At 29.3% G+C, this 6213-nt stretch carries 7 protein-coding genes; all 7 read right to left on the bottom strand.

Annotated features, from left to right (window positions below):
* A partial coding sequence (locus tag L21TH_RS07310; RefSeq protein ID WP_034429679.1) for a hypothetical protein occupies positions 1-478 on the bottom strand: 478 nt, incomplete at its 3' end.
* A complete protein-coding gene (locus L21TH_RS07305; RefSeq protein WP_034429677.1) occupies positions 465-1307 on the bottom strand; it encodes an ATP-binding protein in 843 nt (280 codons plus the stop codon). The genes L21TH_RS07310 and L21TH_RS07305, both read right to left, overlap by 14 nt.
* On the bottom strand, positions 1297-2787 hold the full coding sequence (locus L21TH_RS07300) for a DUF8128 domain-containing protein (protein ID WP_006312903.1): 1491 nt from the start codon (positions 2785-2787) through the stop codon (positions 1297-1299). Before L21TH_RS07300 ends, L21TH_RS07305 begins: the two co-directional genes overlap by 11 nt.
* A gap of 723 nt (positions 2788-3510) precedes the next feature.
* Positions 3511-3906, bottom strand: a complete 396-nt coding sequence (locus tag L21TH_RS07295) for a hypothetical protein (protein WP_034429675.1) — start codon at positions 3904-3906, stop codon at positions 3511-3513.
* A gap of 158 nt (positions 3907-4064) precedes the next feature.
* Entirely contained in the window at positions 4065-4625 is a 561-nt protein-coding gene (locus tag L21TH_RS07290) for a hypothetical protein (protein WP_034429673.1), read from the bottom strand.
* On the bottom strand, positions 4622-5128 hold the full coding sequence (locus L21TH_RS07285) for a hypothetical protein (protein WP_006312899.1): 507 nt from the start codon (positions 5126-5128) through the stop codon (positions 4622-4624). The genes L21TH_RS07290 and L21TH_RS07285 overlap by 4 nt, the downstream gene beginning before the upstream one ends.
* A gap of 882 nt (positions 5129-6010) precedes the next feature.
* Positions 6011-6213, bottom strand: a 203-nt coding sequence (locus L21TH_RS14785; RefSeq protein ID WP_034429671.1) for a hypothetical protein, incomplete at its 5' end; no start/stop codon positions are given.

The following is a 6213-nucleotide window of genomic DNA, read 5'->3' as shown; positions in this document are numbered from 1 at the left end:
TGTCCTGCTCTTTTTGTTCTTTTTTGGGATGAATAATTTTTATTTCATAATCTTCATTATCTAAGTATGATTGTGATTCAATCTTTATATCATAACTTTCTTCTAAACTATTTTCTATCTTTTCATTCTCCTGAACTTTTATATATTCTTCATTTAAATCTTGTGCAAAACTATCTTCTATTTCTTCTGCTTCATCTATATTTTTATAGTTATTAATTTTCTCCTCCAACATCTTGTCTATTTCCTTATAATGCATGCGTTTATCTCTATTAAGCTTTTTAATTTTAAATACTGTCTCCTTACCTTTTTCTTTAGTGACTTCCGGTCTATCTAAAGAGTATATATTAAATGTCTTACTTTCTTCAACATCTACAAGTATTTTACAATACCCATATCTTGAAGGAAGTGATGTTAAATCTCTTTCATCAACTCTTGGTCCATATTCTTCAGCAAAGAACTTAGCATCATCCCCAACCAACTGTAAATGTTATTTTATTTCCTACATTTCCGTAAATAGCTTCTTTTAGCCCTGGAACTTCTGAAAACTGTTCTAATACCTGATGCATTAAAACAAAAGGTACTCCATACTTTCTAAGCTCGTACATGACTGTTTTAATATTTTCAGATAAAAAGTTATGACATTCATCTATGAAAACTGGATACACATCATTCCATTTTGATTTATCTCTAGCAAATGCTGCAACAATTAATAATTTTATAGCTATACCACCATTAAATTTAATCATATCTTCACTCATATTATCTTTAGAAAATCTAAATATAACTATCTTATTGTTATCTAAAATTTCTTTAAAATCTATGCAATTATCCTGTGCTACAGCTCTAAGAAGTTTTTTCTTATTCAAAAATTTATCCAGTTTATATGCTAATGATGACACTGTGCTTTCTGTACCAGGACTAAGTCTTCCTTTTTTTTCAGCAAACTCAGTTTTCCAAAATTGTTTTAATTGAGGATCCTTAAGTTGACCTACTATATAATCTCTATATTCCTTATCTTTAAAAAGTCTTTGAATATCGTTTATATTTCCCTTACCAACTTCAAGTAAAGTTTTTAATCCATTAGTAAGATAGTTTTCATTTTTTTCACTCCATGCTTCTCTGAAAATTCTTTTAAATATTTCTATCACTTCACTTGTAGTTTTTTCAACTTCATCCTCTCGGCTTCTTCCTGGTCTGTTAAATATTTTACAAAAATTAAACGCTGGAGGATGTGAGTCATAAAGGTCAAAATATACAACATCTTCTATTCTATGTTCCGGTATAAGCTCTAACATTTCATCTGACAACTTTCCATGTGGCTCTAATTAACATAAAGCCTCTACCTCGCTCCATCTGTTCTTTCATAAGTGTTTTAGCCCACTCTGATTTACCAGAACCTGTCTTTCCTTGAACAACCAAATGTCTTTTCAAGTCTTGATCTTTAATACCTATTAATGTTTGTTTTCCCCTATATGTATTAACTGCAATTATATTTTTTTGTGTTTCTACTCCTTTCGGCGGGGCGAATTCTTTTATTCTAAGTGCTTCAATATCCTGGAATTCATCTAATAGTTCTGTCCCAGGAAGTCTTAAAAAGAATTTTGCAAGCTCTGAAGTAGTTAGTATATTTCTTCTATCTATCAAATAAATTCTTCTATTCTTAGTTCTACTGTAAAACAACCTTCTAGCTAATATAAAATCTCTTTTAAATCTATTTTCTTTGTCAAGCTCTGAAAAAGCAGATGTAATAGCCTTTACTCTGCTTTTATTTGCCCTTCTAAAATGTCCCATAGCCATTACTCTTATTACGGTCTCAAAACCCGGTTCAAGTAGCTTCTCTGAAGCAACAGTTATTTCTTTCCTCTCCATTCTTGTTTTCCTATGACTTGAACTCTTCTTATATCCACTTTGCTCCAATTCATCATTTATTTCATCTAATAACTGCTCTCCTAATGAACTGAAAAAATTTGCAAAATCACTGCCTCTTTTCGGTCTCTTTCCATCTCTTTCAAACTTTTCTAAGATACTTCTTCCATTTAATTGCCACTTATTATCAAGAGGTCTTGCTAGTATTTGCACAACTACTTTTTCATGCCATTCTAAATCTTTCATCCCCGCTAATATACTAGCTAAAAGGTCTTTATCTCTATTATTTTTCAATTTGAAAACATGATGAAAAGCTAATTCCATCTCTGTTCCATATACACTTATATGATTCTTCTTCCATTGAATTCTTTTTTTTCTTATTGGATATGTAATTAAATTCCAAAAAAGTACTATTACATCCCTTGGAGTTCTCCATACCCTCTCAGGAATATAATCTTCTTCAATCTTTCTTATAGCAACGTCAGAATATGTAGAGTAGAATCTTTCTTCCAGCATTTGTTTATAGCCTTCAGGAATTTTCACATAAAACTTTATCTTATCTTTTTCTGCTGCTATTTCAAAACTCATATATGGTCTTCCATATAACCACTTTCTCCATTTTGTATTCAATAACAAACTATGAATGTTCTTTATTAATGACTCTGTTTCTTTTATTTTCACGGTTTCTTTAGGTAAAATTTCTAATAATACTAACTTTTTTTCTATTCTTCTATTATGAATTAGCTCCAAAATTATTTCTAACAGATAACAAACTAAAGTTGCTCCACCTAATATTATTAACATCAATATTATTTTCCTCATTAAATCTTCTGGATCATCTTTAGCAAAGCTCCAAATATCCCTTATTTTTTCTATCATCCATAATAATTTTTCATATAAAATATCTGCGTATTTTTCCATAAAACCCCTCCTAGAACTCTCTAACAACAGCCGGACATAACCTCTAACACAACAGCTTGCAAATTATGAGCTTAGATTTTTGATATACATCAAATTTTGTCCGACATAGTAGGTTAATGAAAAATATCGTCCGACAAATGCCGGCCTCCTGAACGGAAAGTGCCATTCTGAATCTAAGCATTTTTAAAGATGAAACCGTGAAATCGGTTGTTAATTTAAAGTATAGTAATTATTAATAGGTATTTATTAAAAATTTCTTGTTCTTTAGTTAGAAAGTATATATGTATTTTACATATATACAATACATATAAATGTTCAAATAAGGAATCAAATAACATAAATTGTCCTTTATATTTGAATCTTTCATTTGATTATATTAACAGTATGTATTATATATCAATATAATTGTACCTGCTAAATAATTCCTAAGTCAAGAAGAGGGCATATAAAAACTTTATTATATTATTACGACATTTTTAAAGCACGGTTTAATTAATGCTTAAATTGCTTTTTTTGATAAAGTTTTAGGTTAAATTTTTTATAGAAATACTATGTCAATTTTGAGTTTTTAAATATGCTGCTTAGTAAATGCAGCTTGTCCTACTTTCTCATTTTGCTCTATAACGCTTTTATTTTGCCCCAGAAGCGTTTTTATTTGCTTTCAGGTAGTATAACACCTTTTAGATATTTCACGCACCTATAAAGGCTTTTATAAAGACTTTTTTATCCTGGAGATCCTCTAGTTGTTGTTCTTGATATTATCTTTTTGGTATCTCTTGTTGTAATCACATAATTTTCTCCATTGACAACAGTATCCTGAATATATATTTTATTACTCTTACTCTTACTCTTGCTCTTACTTCTATACTCCTCTATATCTTTAACTTTATATGATTCAAAATATAAAGCTACTACCTTTCCTTTTTTATATACTAAAAGTCCAATATCTTTTAATTTTTTAATTAACTTATATACACCAGTAACATCTTTATAGTTAAGGTCCTTCATTATTTTCTTTTTAGATACGTTTAAATTTATATACCTTTCACTTCGTTTTTTGGTTTTTATGTAACCTTTTATAAGTAGTTTTAAATAATGTTTTATATGTTCATCAAGCATTAGATATACTTTATTATCTATAAAGGCTAATAGGAAGCTTATATGTATTCCCTGAAGCTCTATTAGATATATACACTTTCCCTTTACTTTTTAGCCTCTCTAGTTGTTTTGTGTGTTGACATAATTCTCTTATAGTTCTATCATTTAGCTCTTCTTCTTCAGGGACCAAACCATTTATTAAATAAATTTTTTCTAACTAATAGTAAATACTCTATATAATGTCTTTTAGATGCTTTATTCTTCCACAATTCTTCAATTATATCTGCTTTTACTTCTATTTTGTCTGAATGGATCTTGCCTCCATAAGGACATTTAGAGCATATAGAATCTATACATATCCCAGCATCCTGCCTAGCTTTTTCACAACTGAATTTGTAATCATAACGATATATAGTATTCACTTTGCTTCTGATTTTACCATAGCCTTCATCGTGTCTCCAAGAACGAGCAAGTTCTAATAGTTTATCTAATGTTTGTTCTTTTGTATAACCTTTATTTTTAAGATAAATTCCCATACTCACAAGAGCATGGTTCCTATATCCTTTTTCAATAATATTATTTTCTATGTATTCAATACAGCTAGGTTCATAATTGTTTATATTGTTTATATGTATAATTTCCTCTTTTTTATTAGAAATCTTACTTTCTACCGCCATACACGCCGCTTCATAAATCCATGTCATTTCAGGAGCTTTTTTTGCTGGAACATAATAATTCAAAGATTTTTTTGGTAGATGTAAAAATTGTTTTTAATCCAAGGATTGCTGTATAACTTTTTTAATTGCTCTATCGTTATTTTTCTAAAATATCCTCCAGCATAATAAGAGTTCGGAGTTTTCATTAATCCATAACTGTTATATATACTTGTATCAACATATTGTAGTCCTATTTCTTCGTCTATAATTTTATACATTTCTCTATAAATCATATATAGCTTATTCGACGGTTTTAACCCATAGCTTTTAGGATTAAACATAATATAAATAGACCTTGAATTGTTAATCAAAATAAGTATATCTTCTTCATGCATGTCTAACTCATATTTACCATAGTTAACTATTCTTAATGCTTCGCCTATAGCTTTTTTATACTCTTCTTCAAAATTTTTTGCTCCTAATTTTACTTTTGGCTCTATCTCAAATAAGAATGGATAATATGTCTCCTCATTTGCTTCTCTATGTGTCTTTTCTCCTAAGAATGATGTGTATTTTTGGATGCTCATATGGCTTACTATATCGTGGCTCATTGTATATTGCAAAGCTTTTTCAATATGTGTTTCATATTTCTTTTCATGCCTTTTTTGCTGTACATCTCCTGCTACTACTTCACATATTCAAAAATATCGTTTGCCATTATAGGTTCTAGTCCAAAAATCTTTAATTAGATTACCCATATGAACACCCCCTTTCCGGTTTTAATTTCCTATATTTGTTAATTTTGTCCGACATTTTACCTATTTTTTGAATTTTTGTCTGACAAACTCTTTTATTTTAATTAAAATTTGATATAATAAAAATAACCAGACCACTGTTGGGACTACTAGACATCTTATTGGCTTTTATCCAAGCCACTATTGAGAAGCTAGACAGTTTATTAACTTTTATCCAATTACTATCGAGACATCCAGGAAGCTTATCGACTTTTATCCAAGCTATTATTGAGATATTTAGACAACTTATTGGTTTTTATCTGTTTTGGATAAGTCCTAGTAATCCTACAGTGTATAAGCATAAATATGTTCAGTTTTAAATCGTATTCGGTTTTGATTTAATTTTTTCTGGATTCGCTAAAACTCTCTTTTAATTCCGGCCAAGAATTAACGAGAGTATTAGCTTAAGTTTCAAAAGTCCCTCTAAAAGTTGCCAGCTTTTAGTGAGACAGTGGTTTTGGTTTCGGTTAAATTTAGCTACAGTTGCCAAGCTGTAGCCTATTTTGTTTTATAGTTTAACATCTCAATAATTCAATTCGACAATCATTATTATTTATCTACATTTTTCGACATTTGCTGAATGAGCCAAGAGCTGAGGGTGTACCCTCAGCTCTTGTACTTTTTTTGCCTGTTTTTCTTAATTATAAGTCTTTTAAAGCCTTATGACAAGTTTTACTATATTTTGTCGAACTGTATTACAGTCGAATGTGTGTATTCATCTAGACTGAATGAATTTTTTTGTCTTTGTGTAATACAGTTTTTTGAAGTTGCTGTATTACAGTTGTGTTTTAGTATTTTCAATGTATGCATGGTTTTATTTTTGCAACTGTAATACAGTTGTCTTTTTTGCTGTATTACAGTTGGTACTTTTTTTATCT

Source organism: Caldisalinibacter kiritimatiensis, assembly GCF_000387765.1.
Taxonomy (GTDB): Bacteria; Bacillota; Clostridia; order Tissierellales; family Caldisalinibacteraceae; genus Caldisalinibacter; species Caldisalinibacter kiritimatiensis.
This window is presented reverse-complemented; position numbering and strand designations above follow the sequence as displayed.

Bases quoted from the DNA above. Each gene is read 5' to 3' on its own strand.
- L21TH_RS07300 (WP_006312903.1), bottom strand. From the start codon at position 2,787: ATGGAAAAATACGCAGATATTTTATATGAAAAATTATTATGGATGATA.
- L21TH_RS07285 (WP_006312899.1), bottom strand. From the start codon at position 5,128: ATGAGCATCCAAAAATACACATCATTCTTAGGAGAAAAGACACATAGA.
- L21TH_RS07295 (WP_034429675.1), bottom strand. From the start codon at position 3,906: ATGCTTGATGAACATATAAAACATTATTTAAAACTACTTATAAAAGGT.